The organism is Alicyclobacillus mali NBRC 102425 (assembly GCF_001570745.1).
GTDB classification, from domain to species: Bacteria; Bacillota; Bacilli; order Alicyclobacillales; family Alicyclobacillaceae; genus Alicyclobacillus; species Alicyclobacillus mali.
This window is the reverse complement of sequence record NZ_BCSG01000014.1, coordinates 19,156-37,770: the sequence shown is the minus strand read 5'-3', so window position 1 is coordinate 37,770 and position 18,615 is coordinate 19,156. Positions and strand designations below refer to the sequence as shown.

The following is an 18,615-nucleotide window of genomic DNA, read 5'->3' as shown; positions in this document are numbered from 1 at the left end:
AACGTTCCACCGCGGTGTGTCCGTGATCTGCTCTCCCTGCGCTTCCTCTAGCCAACGAGCCGCAGGTACTCGCGCGCAGTAACGTGTTGGAAACCGTCGCGAATCGGAGCCAGACAGCACACAGGAGGTGGTGCGTACATGACGTTGGAAATCGGATATGTCAGCACCTATGTCCCCCGGAAATGCGGACTTGCCACATACACCCATCATTTGCGTCAGAGCGTTCGCCGGGCAGCGGGATCATCCGCGGCCGACCAGGTCATCGCCATGTTGGCCCCGGATGAGGACGTGAAGGACTACAACCGCTCGTATTGGTTTCTTCGCCGAGATGAACGCCGGGATTATGCGCGCATCGCGCGGCGGGTGAACGAAAGCCGAATCGGTGTGGTTTCCCTGCAGCACGAGTTCGGCATCTTTGGCGGCGAAGCAGGGGCATACATCCTCGACTTCATCGACGCGCTCGACAAACCGCTTGTGACGACCTTTCATACCGTGTTCCAAAAGCCCATGTCGCCGTATCGCGAAGTGCAGAACGAGATTGCCGAACGAAGCGATGGCATCGTGGTGATGAATCGCCAGGCTATCGATTACCTCGTGGACGCATTCGGTATTTCGCCGACTAAAATCCACTATCTCCCGCACGGGACGCCGGTGCGCCCTGTGACGCCGCGGGCCGATTTGCGCAAGCAGTTCGGCTGGCAGGACCGAGCTGTCATTGTCACCTTTGGTTTGCTCGGCCCGAGCAAGGGCATTGAGTTCATGCTGGACGCGATGCCCGATATCGTGCGAGAGGTTCCCAACGCGCTGTACGTGATCGCCGGGCAGACACACCCCGAGATTGTCAAGCGCGAGGGCGAGGCGTACCGCGAGACGCTGATGCAGCGCGTCCATGAGCTCCATTTGGACGATCACGTCGTGATGCTGAACCAGTACATGTCCGAATCGGATATCGTGAATCTCATCACGGCGGCAGATCTCTACGTCACGCCCTACCCGAACATGGAGCAGATCACGAGCGGGACGCTGGCCTATGCGGTGGGCATAGGGCAGATCGTGCTGACGACACCGTACGCGTATGCGCGAGACCTGCTGAAGGACGTGCCAGAGCTGCTCGTGCCACACGGGGACAAGCGCAGGTGGGCGGATCGGGCTGTGGAGATCCTGAACAACCCCGATGCCCGCGCGAAATACGCGGAGCGAATTTCGGCGATTGGGGCAGATATGACATGGCCGCGCGTGGGCGAGCGCCATTGGCAGTTGTTCCAAGACGTCGCCCTGCGAGCTCGCCACCGCGCATCGGGGGTGAAGGGATTTGCGGTCATCGCACACTGATGGGCTGCCGGTTTCGCTGGATCACCTGCGCCGGATGACAGACGACACAGGGCTCATCGAGCACGCAATTGGCCGCATTCCCCGTCGCCAGGAAGGGTACTCCACCGATGACAACGCGCGGGCCCTCTGGCTCGCGTACGAGTGGCTCCGCCATGCCCGCGAGCGGGGCCTGGAGGCGGACGCGGCCGATCTCGCGCGGCTCATCGACATCTATTTCGCGTTCATGGCCTGGGTCCAGAAGCCAGACGGCTGGTTTCACAACAACGTGTCGTACGACCGCCGTTTTGAGCTGGAGGTCCCGTCGGACGACTGCCAAGGTCGGTCCGTGTACGCACTCGCGGTGGGCATGTGCGAGGAGCGCGATCCGGCTCGGCTGACGGCCTACGCGCAAGTGCTTCGCCGGGGGCTGGAGGCAGCTTTCGCGCTGTCGCACACGCGCGGCGTTGCCCACGTCGTGGCGACCGCCGCAAAGCTGTTGCGCCACGCGCAGCGGACCGAGCTTGCGGAAGACGTGGTGCCCGACTTCTGGGCCTTTGTCCGCCAGCGCCTGCCGGGCGTCGTAGAGCGAGGCGCGCGCGATCTCGTCCTTCGCTTCGAGGCACACGCGCGCAGCGACTGGCCTTGGTTTGAGGACCGCATGACGTACGACAACGCGGTTATGCCGTGGGCGCTATTCGAAGCCTATGCCCTCACCGGTGAGGCGCGATGGAGAGAAGTCGCGGAAGCCGCGCTCGACGGGCTTCTCGCTCGCATGCGGGCGCCCGAGGGCTGGCTTCGGCCCATTGGCAACCGCGGCTTCGCGGCACCTGGCTTCACCGCCATGTGGGACCAGCAGCCGCTGGAAATTGCCCAGCTCGCCGTCGCATGCGAGGCGGCCTGGCGCACGACAGGTGACACGGCCTATCGCCGGCTGGTGGCTGAGTGCCAGCGCTGGTTCTACGGTGAAAACGACAAACGGGTGCCCATGGCCGATCCGGCCGACGGCAGTTGCTGCGACGGCCTGACGCCGCAGGGGCCCAACCTGAACCGCGGTGCAGAGTCCACCTGGTCCTACCTCATCACCGAGGCGCACGTCGAACGGGCCTTTGCCGATGATCTCGACGCCGCGCGGGCGTGTGGCGCTTGTGTCGGTGCGCTGCGCAAGGCGCTTGCGCCTGCACGCGCGCAGCGCGCGTTCGGAGGCTTTCACCGCTGATCTCTCATGCGCCGGCCAGCCTCACAGTGGGGCGAGGCCGGCGTTTCCGTTTTCCTTCATCCGCTTGTACCAGCCGAGAAAGGCATTCTCAACGGCGGTTCGCATCTTGGGTTCGGAAAACTCGCCGTGATAGAGCTGCTCCTCGTCTCTCCAGTCCGCCCACAGGCCGTTTTCGCCCGGAGCCTGTGTCCAGAAGTCGTCCTTCGCCCGCACGTCGAACACGCCATTCTTGTACTTCGCCACCACTTTGAGGCGCGGGCTGTAGAAGTGTGAATTCACGAAGGCCACCACGAGCTCGACGGACTCGGTGGTCACCACCTTCGCCTCCAAGGCGGAATCGCCCTCATGAATGGATTTGGCGATCTCGTTGAACAGCCGAACGGCCTCTTCTTTGCACTCGGTGTCGCTCATCACCACGTGCGTCCTGACGTTGATGGCGTCTCCACGCTCGCGGATGCGCGTCATCTCATGGTGAAATGCGTCCATCCCATCGCATCCTTTCCGCACGCTCTTGAACACATCCTCTCCTGCGTTCAGCGTTTCATGCGCCTGCTCGACCGCGATTGGTGTACAATGAAGGCGTTGTCATTCGCTTGGCAGGAGTGGTTGCACTTCGGTTGTGAATGGGAGGCATGTTTGCGATGCGCGTCGTCATCACCGGAGGAAGTGGCCTGTTGGGCCCGTGGGTCATTCGCGAGTTTCTAAGCGCGGGCTACGACGTGTTGAACGTCGACACGCGTCCTCTCGCTGAGGAACTTTGCCCCACTCTTCTCGCAGATCTCACGTACCTCGGAGATTGCTACCAGGTTCTGCAGGGCGCCGACGCCCTGGTTCACCTCGCCGCACTTCCGCGCGTCGGCATCCGCACGGACGCGGCCACCTTCGCGCTCAACAGCGTGTCCACGTACAACGTGCTCGAGGCGGCCGGATCGCTCGGCGTACGCAAGGCCGTCATCACGTCGAGCGAGTCCTCGTATGGACTCGTGTTCGCCAAACATCCGTTTGCGCCGAAGTACGTGCCGATCGACGAGGATCACCCACAGCTCCCCCAGGACGCCTACGGCCTGTCGAAGGTGGTCAACGAGCTGACCGCGGAGACGCTCTATCGGCGCTACGGCATGCAGATTGTGTCGTTCCGGCTCGGCAACGTCATTGCGCCCGACATGTACAGAAACTTTCCTGACTTCGTCAAAAAGCCGGAGGTGCGCAAGAACATCCTCTGGTCGTACATCGACGCGCGGGACGCTGCGGTGGCGTACCGGCTGGCCGTGGAGAAGGACGGCCTGGGGTGCGTCAAACTGAACATCGCCGCGGATTGGACCAGCATGGATCTGACGAACGGCGAGCTTCTCGCGGCGTGCTACCCCGAGGTCACCGACATCCGCGTCGACCCGAACGGCTACGATACGCTGCTCGCCAACCGGAGGGCGAAAGAAATGCTCGGTTGGCAGCCGATTTACCACTGGCGAGACGAAGTCGCGAAGCTCTGAGAAGTTGCGGCCTTCGCGCCCGCCGGGCTACACGCAGCGCGCCTACAGGGAGAGCCTGTGGCAAATGAGAAGGGACGAACTCCGATGCCCATCATCTTTCATTCGGATGAGCGCCTGTTTCACCTAATGACGCCGAGATCGAGCTACGTGATTCGCGTCGGCGACCAAGGCACATTGGAGCACGTCTACTGGGGCGCCAGGTTGGAAGACGCGCCGGATCTGATCCGCATCGCGCGCGCTTGCCAGCGGCTTGACGCGCGCCCGGAGCACATGCGCGCCACCGACATCGGCTCGCTTCGTCTTGAGTATCCCTCGTATGGGACGGGCGACCACCGCGATCCCGCCTACGAGGTCTTGCAGCCGTCCGGCAGCCACGCGTCCCAGCTCGTGTACGAATCGCACCAAATCCGACCTGGCAAGCTGGCGCTTCCGGGCTTGCCCGCGTTTTACGTCGAATCCGATTTCGAAGCTGACACGCTCGAGATCTCGCTGGTCGATCCGGCCATCTCGCTGCGCGTGATCCTCTCCTACACCGCCTACCGCGACTTCGATCTTGTCTGCCGCCACGTGCGCTTCGAGAACGCGGGTACCGAATCGCTCGTCCTGCGCCGGGCACTCTCCGCGTCCGTCGATCTCGACCTGCGGCAGGCGGACTTCGTCCAACTGTCCGGCGCCTGGATCCGCGAGCGGTTTATCGAGCGGATGCCGCTTTCGCCTGGGCGGCATGAGATCATGAGTCGCTCCGGCGCGAGCGGTCACAAGCACAGTCCGTTCTTCGCCCTCGCGGCGCCGCATGCGACGGAGGACTGCGGCGAGGTGCGCGCGTTTGCCCTTGTGTACAGCGGCAACTTCCTCGGCGCCTGCGAGATGGAGCCCATGCGGCAAAACGTGCGCGCGCAGATCGGCATTCATCCCGCCGACTTCGCGTGGCGCCTCGAACCCGGCGAGCGGTTTGTCACGCCCGAGGCGGCGCTCGTGTACTCGGACGAGGGATGGGGCGGGATGTCGCGTGTGTTCCACCGCGCCATTCGAACGAGGCTGTGCCGAGGGATCTATCGCGATGCCGCCCGCCCCGTGCTCATCAACAACTGGGAAGCGACGTACTTCCAGTTCGACGAGGACGATCTCGTCGAGATCGCAGAGCAGGCGCGCGATCTCGGCGTGGAGCTGTTCGTCCTCGACGACGGCTGGTTCGGCCAGCGCGACGACGATACCACGTCGCTCGGCGACTGGTCGCCGCACCCCGGCAAGTTGCCGCAAGGGCTACGCCACCTCGCCGATCGCATCCACGCGCTCGGGCTTCGCTTCGGCGTCTGGATGGAGCCGGAGATGGTGTCGCCGCAGAGCGAGCTGTATCGCGAGCATCCGGATTGGTGCCTGCACGTGGCAGATCGGCCGAGGTCGGAGCGGAGGCATCAGCTGATGTTCGATCTCACGCGCGAGGATGTGCGCGCCTTCGTGGTGGACGCGGTGTCGCGCGTGATTGAAGAAGGGGCTGTCGATTACATCAAGTGGGACATGAATCGGCCGATGACCGAGGTCGGATCGGCCGCGCTTCCGCCGGAGCGCCAGCGCGAGGTCGCACACCGCTATGTGCTCGGGCTGTACGAGATCCTGCAGACGCTCACCAGCCGATTTCCGCACGTGCTGTTTGAGAACTGTGCCTCCGGCGGGGGCAGGTTCGATCTCGGCATGCTCCACTACATGCCGCAGACGTGGACGAGCGACAACACCGACGCCGTCTCGCGGCTGAAGATTCAGCACGGCACGAGCCTCGTCTATCCGCCGGTGGCGATGGGCGCGCACGTGTCGGCCGTGCCCAACCACCAGATGGGGCGCGTGACGCCGTTCGCCCTTCGCGCCGGCGTCGCGATGTGCGGCAACTTCGGCTTCGAGCTCGATCCGCGGCGCCTTTCGGACGCGGAGCGGCGCGAGGCGCGTGAAGCGGTGGAGCGGTACAAAGCGCTTCGCCAGCTCGTGCAGTTTGGGGACTTCTATCGGCTGCTGTCGCCGTTTGACGGGCCCGAGGCGGCCTGGATGTTCGCCGCCGAGGACGGCAGCGAGGCGCTCGTCGCCTATTTTTGCACGTACCCGGATCCCATGGATCCGCCGGCGCGCCTCGCCCTGCGCGGCCTGCCGCCCGAGGCGCGCTACGTCTGCGAGGCGCTCGGCGAGAGCTTCCGCGGCGACGCGCTCATGCGCCACGGCCTCATCATTCCGCGCCACATGGGCGATGGGCAGGCCGTGTTCATTCATCTCAAGCAAATCGGGGAAGGTGATGGCCTGTGATTCGCGTTGGTGTGATGGGCTGTGGCGTGATCAGCGAGGTGTACCTGAAGAACCTTCGATCCTTCGGCATTCCCGTGGCCGCGGTGGCGGACCTCGACGCGGAGCGGGCCGCGGCGCGCGCCGAGCAGTTTCAGGTTCCGGCGCTCACGCCCGACGAACTCCTCGCGCATCCCGACGTGGATCTCGTCCTCAATCTCACCGTGCCGAAGGCGCACGCCGACATTGCGCGTCAGGCGCTGGAGGCGGGCAAACACGTGCACACAGAGAAACCGCTCGCGCTTCAAGCGGACGATGCGAAAGCGCTCGTCCATCTCGCCCGCTCTTGCGGGCTTCGCATCGGGGCCGCACCAGACACCTTCCTCGGCAGTCACCTCCAGACGGCGCGCAAGCTCCTGGACGACGGCTGGATTGGCGAGCCTATCGGCGCGACGGCGTTCATGATGAGCCATGGGCCGGAGCGCTGGCATCCGAATCCGGACTTCTTTTACCAGGCCGGGGGTGGCCCCATGTTTGACATGGGCCCCTACTATCTCACGGCACTCGTTCACCTGATGGGGCCCGTGCGCCGCGTCGCGGGCACGGCGCAGACCACCTTTTCGACGCGCGTGATCGGCTCGCCAAATCGATTCGGTGAGCGCATCCCCGTGGAGATCCCGACGCACGTGCAGGCCCTGCTCGAGTTCGAGCGCGGGGCCACGGGCGTGCTCGTCACCACGTTCGACGTGTGGCACTCCGAGCTGCCGCGCATCGAGATCTACGGCACTGAGGGGACGCTTGCTGTGCCGGATCCCAACTACTTTGACGGCACGGTGCGCGTGCGCCGCCGCGGTGCGGACGCGTGGTCGCCCGCTCCTGCGCTCTTCGGCTTTTCGGAGAACCGCCGCGGTCTCGCGGTGGCTGACATGGCGCTCGCCATCCGCGACGGCCGTCCGCACCGCGCGTCGGGCGATCTCGCCATGCACGTCGTCGAGATCATGGAGGCCATCCACATTTCGGCGCGCGAGGCGCGGCACGTCGACATTGTCTCGCGCACCGCAAGGCCCGAGCCCTGGCCCATCGGCTACGACGAGGCCGCGCTGGCGCTCGACCTGCGGGGCGAGAGGCAGCGGGATCCGTCATGAAGGCGCTCGGCGTCGATCTCGGCACGACCTCCATCGCCGCGGTGGTGTACGACACCGCGGCGAGTCGAGTGGTGTGGTGTGAGTCCCGTCCGCACGGCGCCCAGCTGTCGACGGACGATCCGCTCGCGTCGATGCAGGACGCCGAGTGCATGCTGGCCCTCGCAGAGCGCATGGTGGAGAAGGGGTTATCGGAGCATCCCGACGTGGCCGCCATCGGCGTCACCGGGCAGATGCACGGCGTGGTGTATCTGGACGCGCATCTTGCGCCGGTGAGTCCGCTCTTCACATGGCAGGACCGGCGCGCGGGCCAAGAGGCGTCGCGGGGCGAGACGTTCGCCGAACGGCTGTCCCGGCTGACGAGATGCCCGGTGCACATCGGCTACGGGCTTGCGACGCACGGCTATCTCGCGCATCACGGCCTCGTGCCCCAAGGCGCGCTGTGGATCGCCACGCTGCCGGACGCGTTTGCGGCCCGCCTCGCCGGCCTGTCGCGGCCGCGGGCACACGCGTCGCTGGCGCACAGCATGGGCGGGTTTGATTTGGAGCAGGAGACGTTTGCCGCGGAGGGCTTGCAGGCGGCCGGAATGGACCTCTCGTTCCTGCCCGAGCTGGCGCCGGATCTCCACATCCTGGGCGAGCACCGCGGCATTCCCGTGGCAGTGGCGCTCGGCGATCACCAGGCGAGTTTCCTCGGCGCTGTGGGCGTGGAAGAGCGCGGCGTGTTGGTGAACATCGGCACGGGCGCCCAGGTGTCGGTCTGCGTGCGGGGAAGGCCCGATCTGCCGCCTGGCGCGGAACTGCGGCCGTTTCTGGGGAACCTGCGCCTCGCGGTCGCCGCGACGCTTGCGGGCGGAGCGGCGTACGCCCTCGTGGCCGCGTTTTTCGATCGCGTCGTCCGCATGCACGGGCTCGCGCCGACGCGTTCCACCTACGACGTTCTCGACGAGGCCATCGCGGCCTGGCGCCAATCGGGCGGCGGGCCGTTCCCGCGCGTGCACCCGACGTTCTTCGGGTCGAGACTGAGCGACGAGGACGGCGCTCGGGTCGAGCGATGGACCGCGGCGGCCATGGTGCCGGAGGCGTTCGCCTTGGGCGTAATCTCAGGTGTGGCGGAGGAACTGTACGAGGGATTTTGCCGCCTGCCGCCGTCCGCGCCAGACGGCCCCCGCGCCCTCGCAGGCGCGGGAAACGCGCTGCGCGTGAACCGGCACCTGCGCGACGCGGTGGAGGCGGTCTTCGGGTGTCCCTTGCGGCTCGCGCCTCATCCGGAGGAGGCCGCGCAGGGCGCCGCGCGCTGGGCGGCCATGGCCGTCACCGCGTGACGCGTAGCCCGTCGACCGGATGGCGGACGCAGGATGTGCCCGTCATCCATTTGCAATGGCCGAGAACGCTCGAGCTACGACGGCCTCGGCCGGTTTGCCGTAGATGCAGTAGCTTCCGTCCTCGGACGCCGCTTCGCGCGGGTAAAGCTTCCACGGCCATTCCCACAACATGTAGCCCTTGAACCACGGCTCGTCAGGCATGGCGGCGAACATGGCCTCGTAAAACCGCGCCTGCTCGTCGAGACAGACGGCGCCCGGGTGCCGGTAGTCCCACGGGCAGGCGCCAGAGCCGGAGCGGCTCGGGCAGCCCACCTCCATGAAGAAGAGCGGCTTTTCATGCGCCTCTGCCACCTCGCGGAGCACGGGCACGCGATCTCGCCACCGGTCGATGGGATAGTAGGCGCTCGACGAGATGAGATCGACCGCGTCCCAGAAGCGCACGTGCTCCTCGCGCCCGTGGTTGCAGTTGTACGTCACGAGGCCGTCGTACTCGGTTCGCACGCTCGCGATGGTCTCGCGCCACATGGCTTCGTGCGGCTCGGCAGTCGTCATCTCGCAGCCGACGCAGAACATCTCGCAACCCGTGCGTTTCGCCAGCCGCGCGTAGTGGGCCATCATGTCGGAGTAAGACCCAAACCACGCTTCCCAGGACTCGAGGTCCGGGCCGTGTTCCTTCTCGAACCGGATCTCGCCTCGCCACGTCCCGTCTCGGCAGTTCACGGTCGGCTTCAGGCACACCTTGAGCCCGAGTGCGTGGGCAAGCTCCGCCATCGACGCTATCTCCTCGTCGCTCACGGTGACCGGCGGCCCATACGCGATGGCGGGATCGGCCGGGTGCTCCATGAGGCCCGCGAAGGCGAGCGTCACCCAGTTGAAGGGCTGTTCGGCAAGCGCACGCATCGATGCGCGCGCCTCGTCGGTTCCCCACGTCCCGTGCTGGCCGACGAAGCCAAAGGTCATGCCTCGGATGAAGCCGAGATCGAATGCGCTTTCGATCCGTCCCATCCCAGTTCACCTCCAAGGTGCCTCAACGGCGGTCGTTTTCCAGCAGTTCAATCACGGCTCGCGCAGACGACGCGCCGTCGAAGTACGCGTATCGGCCACCTGTGTATTCGCCTCGCTGGAGAAGCGGAAGCCCCGCTTGGGTCATGCTCTCGGTGCGGGCGGCCATGCCGTCGACTTCAAAGGCGATGTGATGCACGCTCTCGCCGTGTTCGTCGAGCCAGGCGCGCCAGGTGCTGGGATGTTCGTCGGGTTCGATGAGCTCGATGTCGAGGTTCTCGAGGTGGAAAAACGCGAGCTTGGCGCGCGCCTGGGTCGGTTGTCCCTGGTATTCCGTCCGCGCCTGCTCGTACGCCTCGGTCCAGTGCCACTTCGGCACGTCGCAGCCGAGGAGCTTCGCCCAGGCGGCGCTCGCCGCTTCAATGTCCCGCACGATGATGCCAATCTGCGCAACGCGCCGCGTCTCCAATGGATACGCTTCCATACGCCTTCCTCCCAAAACGTTTTGACACCATCTTACCACGTCTGTTGGCGCCCGTGTCAGCGCGAACCGATTTATAATCCAGACTTCAAACGGGAATGTTTACATATGCTGCCGTTTCATCTGTTCGCGTTTGGACGGGGAGATACGAGACTCACAGCGGCATGAGGAGGACCTATGGCGTTCGACACAGAGCTCGAGAGGCGCGCGCATGCATTTGCGCTGACGCAAGACATCAGTTCGACGCGCGGCGGGGGAACCGACCTGTGGCCCATTCTGCGCAGGCAAACGGCGCGCGTGCGGAGCTTGGCCGCGAAACTCGAGCGGGAACCCGCGGCGTGCTCCGAGCCCGCGCACGAGTGGCTGATCGATCACGCCGCCTATCTCGAACTCCAGGAGATGCTGGCGGAGCGCCTGTGGCCGAATGCCGTGGTGCGGAAACTGCCGAGGATGGCCGAGACCGGGACGCCCCGCGTCGTGGCCCTCGCCGCGGCCTATCTCGATGCGACGCGCGGACACGTAGAAGCTGATACCATCATCCGTTTTGTCGAGGCGTACCAGGACGTGCAGGTGCTGACGACCCTCGAATGCCATCAGTTCGCCAACGGCTTGCGCGTCGCAATTCTCGCGCGGCTCGGCGAAGCGAGCGCGGAGATTCAGCATCGGTATGAAACGTGTCGCGCGGTGGGCAGATTGCTCGACGAGATCGAGCGAGGAGACGGGCCGGTGGCCGTGCGCCGGGCCATCGACCGCTTTTCCAAAGGACGTGGGCTTGGCGCGGTGGAAGTGGTGCACCTCGTGCATCACCTGTCCGAGTGGGAGCCGGATAGCCAGGAGTTGCGCGAGTGGCTGGCGGCGCACGTCGCCAACTCGTCGGAGAGCATTGAGCGATTGACGACGTACGAGGCCGAGTGGCACGCCGAAATCCAGGTGCTCATCGGCAATCTGGTGCAGAGCCTGCACGCGCTGGAGCGCATGTCCTGGCAGCCCATCGCTTCGCGCATTTCCCGGGTGGAGGCCTGCCTGCGGGAAGAGCCGACGGGGGATTACTTGCGGCTCGATCCGACGAGCCAGAACGTGCTCGCCCATCAGGTCAGTTGGCTCAGCGAGGCCTTCCGCCTGCCCGAGGCGATGGTTGCGGAGACCGCCGTCTCACTCGCGCGGGACGCGTGGGAGAAGGCCGGATCGCCCGCGGCAGCAAGCGACCGGCCGCGGGAGGCGTTTGTGGCGCATTATCTGTGCGATCCCGACGGCATGCACGCGCTTCACCAATCGCTCAAGGAACGGGCGAATCCGAGGCCCGTGCCCCAGATCGCGCTCCGCCGGCGCCCGCTGCGAACGTACCTGCTCGGGGTTGCGCTTTTGTTCGCAGCCATCCTGTGGGCGGTGCTCGGAGGTTTCACGGGTGGATTTCGCGCGCCTCTAGGAGTAACGGTCGCGCTTGCCATCCTGCTCGCATGTCCCGTGAGCGAGTGGGTCCTCGCTCTCGTGCACGAGGGGATTCGCCGCGCTGTTCGGCCCGTGCCCATCCTGCGCCTCGACTTCAGCGAGGGGATTCCGGAGGACGCCCGCACCATGGTCGCGCTCCCCGTCATTTGGGCGAGCGAGGCCGATGTCGACGAAGCGTTCGACAAAATCGAACTTCATTATCTGACGCAGCGGGGAGACAACGTGTATTTCGCGGTGCTGTCGGATCTGCAAGACGCCGACGCGCCGGAACTGCCCGAGGATGAGCCTCTGTTCGCCCGGGCGCGCGCGCGCCTTGAGGCGCTTCGCCGCAAGTACGGAGCCGCCCGCTTCTTTTGGTTTCACCGCCACCGCGTCCTGAACCGCGCGGACGGGGTGTACATGGGCTGGGAGCGAAAGCGGGGGAAGCTGGTCGAGATCATCGAGCTCATGCGCGGCAAGCGCGACACCACCTTTTGCGTGAAAGATGGCGATCTCAACGTCCTGCCGACCATTCGCTACGTGTTCACCGCCGATCTCGACACCGAGCTTCCCATTGGCACCGTGCAGCGCCTCGTGGGCACGATGCACCTTGGTTACAACCGGCCCCGGCTCAACGCCCGCGGCACGCGCGTCGAGCAGGGCTACGGCGTGCTGCAGCCGGCCGTCGCCGTCAGTCCGCGCTCAACGCAGGTGTCGCGCTTTGCGCGGCTCTGGTCTGGCCAGACGGGGGTGGACCCCTACGCGTTTGCCATTTCCAATCCGTATCAGGATTGGTTCGGGCGCGGCCTGTTCGTCGGCAAGGGACTCATCGACGTCGACGCGTTCCACGCCGTTCTCTGCGATCGCATCCCGGACAACCAAGTGTTGAGCCACGACATTCTCGAAGGCGGGTTTTTGCGCGCGGGGCTCGTCGCCGACGTCGAGGTGGTAGAAGGTCAGCCTGCGACGCTGCGCGCCTACATGCGCCGAGCCCACCGTTGGGTGCGCGGGGACTGGCAGCTGACGTACTGGCTGCGCCGGGTGTGTCGAGATCGCAGCGGGCAGGCGCAGCCTGTGGACTTGTGCGGATTCACGCGCTGGAACATCGTCGATCACGTCCGACACAGTCTGGTCCATCCGGCGCTTGTGCTGCTCATGGGCCTCGGCGGCGCCGGCCTTTTGCCCGGGCCGGCGTACGCGTATGGCGCCGTCCTCCTGATCACCGTGTTTTTGCCTTTTCTGCGCCAGCTTGACGCCGCCCGGCCCGGCGAATGGTCCTGGCGGGCCGCCGCGACGGCGTTGGGCCAGAGTTCGGTCATGCTCGTGACGCTGCCGTTCATGGCGGTGGTCGAGGCGGACGCCAGCCTGCGCGCTCTGTATCGGATGCTCGTCAGCCGGAGGCGGCTGCTCGAGTGGATCCCGTCCTCCCACGCGGACCGTGCGGACGGATCGTCCCTGCCCCTGCTTTACGAGCCCGCGGGTTATGCGGTCGCACTGGCGTGCTCGCTGCCCGGGCTCTTCGGCGTAGGGGAACAGGTGCTCTCGAGCGCCCTCGCGCTTGCGGTGTGGTTGCCCGCGCACGGTGTGGCACGACTGCTGGCGCAATCCCCGGAAGCAAGGCGCGCCGTGTCCAATCCCGACTTGTCGGCGCATCTGCGCGAGGCGGCCGCGGCGATGTGGCGGTTCTACGAGCGTTACGTCGGCGATGAAGACCATCATCTGCCGCCAGACAACGTGCAGTTTGAGCCTGTGGAGCGCATCGCGCACCGCACGTCGCCCACCAATATCGGACTGTACCTCTTGTGCGCCGCCGCGGCGGCGGATCTCGAGATCATCTCAAGGCAAGACGCACTCTTCCGCCTCGAGCAAACCCTGGCGACCATCACGTCCCTGGATCGCTGGCACGGCCATCTGTTCAACTGGTACGACACGCGCACGCTCAGGCCTCTCCCGCCGAGGTACGTCTCGACCGTGGATTCCGGCAACCTGGTCTGCGCGATGCTCGCCTTGGGCCAGGCCTTGCGGGAATGGGCGGAATCCGACGCGGACATCGCTCCGCGCGCGCGTCGCCTTGCGGACGCGATGGAGGGTTTCGCGCAGGAGGTGGATTTCCGACCGCTGTACCGCCCGGATCTCAGGCTTTTTTCCTTGGGCTTTCACGCGGATCGAAACGAGCTCGAGAAGATCGTCTACGATCTCCTCGCCTCTGAGGCGCGCCAGGCGAGCTTCATCGCCATCGCGAGCGGTCAGGTGCCTGCGTCCCACTGGTTCGCGCTGTCCCGCACCATGACGCGCGCGGGCCGATACCAGCCGCTCTTATCCTGGTCTGGCACCATGTTCGAGTATCTCATGCCCGCGCTTTTGATGCGCCACCTGCCCGGCACCCTTTGGGAGGAGACGTATCGCGGCGTGGTGTCGAGACAAATCGCCTACGCGCGCGAGCGTGGCGTCCCGTTCGGCATCTCGGAGAGCGGCTTCTACGCGTTCGATCGCGACCTCAACTACCAGTATCGGGCGTTCGGCGTGCCAGGGCTCGGCCTGGACCGCGGCCTGGAGCAACATCTCGTGGTGGCGCCCTACGCCACCATGCTGGCGCTCTCTTTTGCCCCTGAGCAGGTGGCCGAGTCGCTCAGGCAACTGCGCGAGTTGGGGGCGCTCGGGCCCTACGGCTACTACGAGGCCGTCGACTTCACGGCGAACCGGCTTCCGCCGGGAGACCGGTACAAGGTGGTGCAGAGCTTCATGGCCCACCATCAGGGGATGGCGTTCATTGCCATCGCCAACTACCTGCAGCACAATCTTTGGGTCGAGCGATTTCACCGTCTGCCGCTCGTGCGCGCGGCCGAATACATGCTGTACGAGCGCATGCCGAAGCGCCCGGCGCTGCTCCTCAAGCCGGTTCACGCTGCGCACGCGCCGAATTTCGACCGCCCGGTCTACGCGCGGCGCCGAAGCGGAGACGACGACGCGTGGAACGCGGTCTCAAACGGCAGCCTCACGAGTTTCGTCGACGCGCGCGGCGAGGGCGGGATGATCTGGCGCGGCATCGCGGTCACGCGCTTCCGGCCGGATCGGCACCTGCCGTATCGCGGACCGGTCATGTACGTGCGAGATGTGGATCGCGGCGGCGTCTTTCGCACCACGTTGCACGGGGGCGCGGGTCACGTGGAGGCGGAGTTTCGCCCGGACAAGTCGAGCTTGAAGCGCGTGGTGGGCGGGATCGAGAGCGAGTGCTCGGTGTTCGTCGCGCCGGACCGAGACGTGGAGATCCGGAAGTTGGTCCTTCAGAACCTCGGGGAGGACGTTCGCCGGCTCGAGGTCACCTATTTCGCCGAACTCGCGCTCGCGAAACCAGCGGCGGACATCGCGCATCCGTCGTTTCAGCGTCTGTTCGTCGAGACGGGCTGGGACGAGGCGCGCCAGGTGCTCTGGGCCCGGCGCAGGCCCGAGTCGGACGATGAGCCGGACGTGTACGCGGCGTTTCACCTCGTCGCGGACGAGGAAGTGTCCGCGCCGGTCGAGTGGGAATCCCACCGGGCGCGGTTCGTCGGGCGCGGAGACCGTCTCGCGGCGCCGAAGGGGCTCTGGCACCGCCTGCGCGGCGAAGCCGGCTCGGTGGCCGATCCGGCCGCGATTCTCCGCACAACCGTGGCCCTCGCGCCCGGGGAGAAGCGCGCGCTCTATGTCATCACCGCGCTCGGTGAGGCGCGGGAGGAGGTCGTGGAGAGGGCGGTTGAAATGCGCCAGCCTTCGGCCCGATCGCGCGCGGCGCAGCTCGCATGGATGCGCGCGCAGATCGATCTCCGCCAACTGCACCTTTCGCCGGACGACGTCGAGGACGCCATGGAACTTCTGTCGCGGTTCTTGTCCAGGCGCGCGTTTTCGTCCGAGCGGCGGGCGGCCATCCTGCAGAACGAGCTCGGCCAATCCGGACTCTGGGCGCACGGCATCTCGGGCGATCGGCCCATCGTCGCCGTCCGGCTCGCCTCCGCGGCGGAAATCCCATTTGTCGCGAAGCTCGCGCGGCTGACGCAGTATCTTGCGCACATGGGCTTCGCGAGCGATCTCGTCGTGATCGACGAGACGATGTCGAGCTATCGAGACGAGATGCGGGATCGCATCCGGGCGGAGATGGCGCGCCGCGGCGTTCACGATACCTCGGGGCTCGCCGTGGTGAAGGCGGATCAGCTCTCCAGCGCCGAGCGGAGGCTCGTCGAGGCCGTGGCGGTCGCAATGTTGCGGGCCGGTGGCCCAAGCGTCGGCGCGCAGCTCGCGGGCGGGCGAGCGCGGCACGAGGAACCGGCGAGACTCGCGTCGGACCGCCTGGAGCCGGAATCGAAGCGCGCGCCGCACGACGCCGGCCAGGTGGAGGGGGAGTTTGCGAATGGATACGGGGCGTTCGTCGACGACGGCCGAGCATACCGCATGCGTGTCACGCGCGCCAAGCGGCCGCCGCGGCCTTGGTCGAACGTGCTTGCCAATCCCAACTTCGGCGCGATCGTGACCGAGCTCGGCACAGGCTACACCTGGTGGCGCAACAGCCGCGAGTTCAAGCTCACGCCCTGGCACAACGATGCCGCCTTCGACCCCCCCGGCGAAGCCGTGTATCTCGCCGATCTCGACCGCGGGATCATCGCGAGCGCCACCCCTTCACCAGCCGGGGATGCACGGACGTACGACGTGACGCATCGTCCGGGCGTCACCACGTTTGAAAGCGACGTGGAGGGCGTCCGCGTGGCGCTGGAGGTGTTCGTCGATTCTGCCGAGCCCGCGAAGTGGATGCGGGTCCGGCTTCGCAACCAAAGCGAGTCGCGGCGCAGAATGCGTGTGGTGCCGTACGTCGAATGGGTGCTCGGCGTGGATCCGTTCTCGAACACGCCCCTCGTTGTGGCGCGCAAGATGGAAGACGTGGACGCCATCGCCGCGGAAAACCGGTATCAGGAGGCGTTTCGCGGCGCGATAGGGTTTCTCGCCGTAGGCGGCGCCGGGCGGACAACGGGGTGGCTTGGCGACAAGACCCGCTTCCTCGGCGACGGATCGTATACGCGGCCCGACGCGCTGCTCGAGGACATGTGGCGCTGGGAAGAGGGCCCCACGCCGACGCCCTGTGCGGCCCTCGCGCGCGATCTCGACCTTGGGCCTGACGAGGAGGCCGAGGTGATCATTCTCCTCGGCGCGGCGCCTGACGAACACGAGGCTGCGAGGCTCGCCCGGCTGGCGCGCCCGGACGCGGCGGACCGCGCGCTCCGCGAGGTCACCGAGTTCTGGTCAGACCTGCTCACGCGCGTCCAGGTGCGCACGCCGGATCGCAGCTTCGACATCCTGATGAACGGCTGGCTCGTGTACCAGGCCCTCGCCTGTCGGATCTGGGCCCGCACGGCCTTCTACCAGGCCGGTGGCGCGTTTGGCTTTCGCGATCAGTTGCAGGACGCGCTCGCGCTGATCGACGCCCGTCCCGACGTGCTGCGCCATCAAATTCTGCGGGCGGCTCGCCATCAGTACGTCGAGGGCGACGTGCAGCACTGGTGGCACGAGGAGCTCGGCAAGGGCATCCGCACGCGCTTTTCGGACGACTTGCTCTGGCTGCCGTACGCGGTCTCGCGCTACCTCGAGGCGACGGGCGACATGGCTATTCTGGACGAACGCGTTCCGTATCTCGTGAGCGCTCCGCTTGGCGACGGGGAACTGGAACGATACGAGGACAGCGTGTGGAGCCAGGAGGAAGGCAGCCTCGCGCAGCACGTGGCGCGGGCCGTGGAGCGCGCGCTGCACTTCGGCCATCACGGCCTTCCACTCATGGGCATCGGCGACTGGAACGACGGCCTGAGTCGAGTCGGCGCCAAGGGCCGGGGCGAGAGCGTGTGGCTGGCGTGGTTCTTGGCGGATGTGTTGCGGCGGGTGGCCGAGATCGACCATTCGGCGTTCACTCCGCACCGCGGGCGCTGGCTTGCGATGCGCGAGAAGCTTCTCGAAGCGGCGAACGACTCGGCGTGGGATGGACAGTGGTACCGGCGCGCTGTGACGGACGAAGGGTTGTGGCTTGGATCGGCCGCGTCGCCCGCGTGTCGGATCGATGCCATTGCTCAGTCGTGGGCCATCCTCTCGGGCGGTGCCCCGGCGGATCGGGCCGTGCGCGCCATGGAATCGTTCGACCGGGAACTCGTGAACCGGCGCCTGGGTGTGGCGCACCTTTTGCAGCCGCCGTTTCGAGATCTGCGCCCGAGCCCTGGCTACATCCAGGGCTATCCGCCAGGAATTCGCGAAAACGGCGGGCAATACACGCACGGGGTCATCTGGAGCATCATCGCGTGGACCCTTCTCGGGCGGGGAGAGGAGGCTTATGAACTCTTCTCCATGCTGAATCCCATTTACCACGCCGACACGCCGCGAGAAGTGGAGAGGTACGGAAACGAGCCCTATGTGATGTCGGCGGACATCTACACGGAGCAGCCGAACGTGGGGCAGGGCGGCTGGTCCTGGTATACAGGCGCCGCTTCGTGGATGTACCAGGCGGCGCTCGCGGCCATCCTAGGCGTTCGGCGGCGCGGGACCAAGCTCATCGTAGAACCGTGCATCCCCGCTGATTGGCCGGGGTTTGAAGTGGCGTATCGGTACGGTTCCACGCTGTACCGCATTCGCGTGGAGCGAGCGCCACGAGGCGCGGCGGCGCGCGAGCGAATGCTCACGGTGGATGGCGTGGCTGCGGCCGAGATCCATCTCGTCGACGACGGCCGGGAACACGACGTCCTCGTGCGATGGAGCGGCGAGCCGTCGCAGGGGCAGGACCTATCGGCGGGCAAGTCGCCCATCGAGATTCGGGAATGGGTTCGCCGGCTGCGCACGTCGAGTACCGCAAATGTGCTGCCCGCAACCGCGATGCTTCGCAACGGGCCGTCAGATGTTTGAGCTCGCAAGGGGCCTTTAGGGCCTCTTGCGAGATGCGTCGTGCGCTGAC

10 protein-coding genes are annotated in these 18,615 nt (G+C 66.2%); 7 read left to right on the top strand and 3 right to left on the bottom strand.

Going from position 1 to position 18,615, the window contains the following annotated elements:
• Positions 1-138: 138 nt before the first annotated feature.
• Positions 139-1,332: a glycosyltransferase family 4 protein gene (locus AMA01_RS06100; RefSeq protein ID WP_067848915.1), complete on the top strand. Its 1,194-nt coding sequence runs from the start codon at positions 139-141 to the stop codon at positions 1,330-1,332.
• The gene (locus AMA01_RS06095) at positions 1,313-2,527 is read left to right on the top strand and encodes a glycosyl transferase (RefSeq protein ID WP_067848909.1); all 1,215 of its coding nucleotides are present in this window, start codon (positions 1,313-1,315) and stop codon (positions 2,525-2,527) included. The genes AMA01_RS06100 and AMA01_RS06095 overlap by 20 nt, the downstream gene beginning before the upstream one ends.
• Before the next feature lie 21 nt (positions 2,528-2,548).
• Here AMA01_RS06095 and AMA01_RS06090 read toward each other — a convergent pair whose 3' ends face one another.
• Positions 2,549-3,013 (bottom strand): hypothetical protein, encoded by a 465-nt coding sequence (locus AMA01_RS06090; protein ID WP_067848907.1) that lies wholly within the window; start codon positions 3,011-3,013, stop codon positions 2,549-2,551.
• Positions 3,014-3,168: 155 nt separating this feature from the next.
• On the opposite strand from AMA01_RS06090, the gene AMA01_RS06085 reads away from it, so the two are divergent.
• From AMA01_RS06085 to AMA01_RS06070, 4 genes are all read left to right on the top strand, one after another.
• Positions 3,169-4,017 carry an NAD-dependent epimerase/dehydratase family protein gene (locus AMA01_RS06085; protein WP_067848905.1) on the top strand — a complete coding sequence of 283 codons (849 nt, stop codon included), beginning with the start codon at positions 3,169-3,171 and terminating at the stop codon, positions 4,015-4,017.
• A gap of 84 nt (positions 4,018-4,101) precedes the next feature.
• Positions 4,102-6,306 carry an alpha-galactosidase gene (locus AMA01_RS06080; protein ID WP_067848902.1) on the top strand — a complete coding sequence of 735 codons (2,205 nt, stop codon included), beginning with the start codon at positions 4,102-4,104 and terminating at the stop codon, positions 6,304-6,306.
• The gene (locus AMA01_RS06075) at positions 6,303-7,427 is read left to right on the top strand and encodes a Gfo/Idh/MocA family protein (protein ID WP_067848901.1); all 1,125 of its coding nucleotides are present in this window, start codon (positions 6,303-6,305) and stop codon (positions 7,425-7,427) included. The genes AMA01_RS06080 and AMA01_RS06075 overlap by 4 nt, the downstream gene beginning before the upstream one ends.
• Positions 7,424-8,749: a sedoheptulokinase gene (locus AMA01_RS06070; protein WP_067848894.1), complete on the top strand. Its 1,326-nt coding sequence runs from the start codon at positions 7,424-7,426 to the stop codon at positions 8,747-8,749. The genes AMA01_RS06075 and AMA01_RS06070 overlap by 4 nt, the downstream gene beginning before the upstream one ends.
• Positions 8,750-8,791: 42 nt before the next feature.
• Here the strand turns inward: AMA01_RS06070 and AMA01_RS06065 are convergent, their stop codons facing one another.
• Entirely contained in the window at positions 8,792-9,754 is a 963-nt protein-coding gene (locus AMA01_RS06065) for a glycoside hydrolase family 113 (RefSeq protein ID WP_067848893.1), read from the bottom strand.
• Positions 9,755-9,776: 22 nt separating this feature from the next.
• Positions 9,777-10,235 (bottom strand): VOC family protein, encoded by a 459-nt coding sequence (locus AMA01_RS06060; RefSeq protein WP_067848892.1) that lies wholly within the window; start codon positions 10,233-10,235, stop codon positions 9,777-9,779.
• A 174-nt stretch (positions 10,236-10,409) separates the two neighbouring features.
• On the opposite strand from AMA01_RS06060, the gene AMA01_RS06055 reads away from it, so the two are divergent.
• The gene (locus tag AMA01_RS06055) at positions 10,410-18,566 is read left to right on the top strand and encodes a GH36-type glycosyl hydrolase domain-containing protein (RefSeq protein ID WP_067848889.1); all 8,157 of its coding nucleotides are present in this window, start codon (positions 10,410-10,412) and stop codon (positions 18,564-18,566) included.
• Positions 18,567-18,615: the final 49 nt, after the last annotated feature.